The organism is Psychrobacter sp. 1Y4, from assembly GCF_051847555.1.
In genome coordinates this window covers 1-583 of the sequence record NZ_JBPYDE010000880.1, presented here as the reverse complement: position 1 = coordinate 583, position 583 = coordinate 1, and the positions used below count along the sequence as shown (strand labels likewise).

1 protein-coding gene is annotated in these 583 nt (G+C 38.1%); it reads right to left on the bottom strand.

Annotated features, from left to right (window positions below; all coding sequences use genetic code 11):
• Positions 1–217: RtcB family protein (locus tag ACS8FC_RS19375; protein ID WP_439297988.1), on the bottom strand; the 217-nt coding region annotated here is incomplete at its 3' end.
• Between the last annotated feature and the right edge of the window lie 366 nt (positions 218–583).

Below are 583 nucleotides of genomic sequence, written 5' to 3'. Positions count from 1 at the left end.
CAGGGATAATCGCTTCTTTGGTGGGCAGCACCGTACCGATGGTCGCGCCGATACCGACATGCACATCAGGCATCACCGCGAGCCACTTATAAATAAAGGGCATTTTTGAGGCTTTGATCAGCTGGTCGTGGGCTTTTGGGTCGACAGGCACGCCTTTGGTCCACAGTCTGATTGGGGTTCCGCCGTCTTGCATGATGTTGTGATTGATAGGCTGCATAGTGTCTCCTTAGCGAATGTCTTTTTGTTTGTACTTTATAGGTTGCTAAAGGTGTGCCAGTTTTGCTAAAGATAATTTTTATTTTTATAAGTATTTGATATTGAATAATAAAAAATATTTTAAATTCTTTTTTTATAAAATAATGAACTTTAATCAAATAAATAAAGTTATAATTTATTCTATAAATATAGTTTTTATTCTATAAAAGGATTATGCATGATGGCGAAGGTTAAATATAAAATAAGGCATAAAGTCGTCTCTAACAAACGGCTATTAAGCACGGCGATTTTATTAGGCATGAGCATCAGCAGTTGTTTTGCTGCGCCGTCTTTGGCATCGCTACGCGGCAATTATCAAACCTCGATA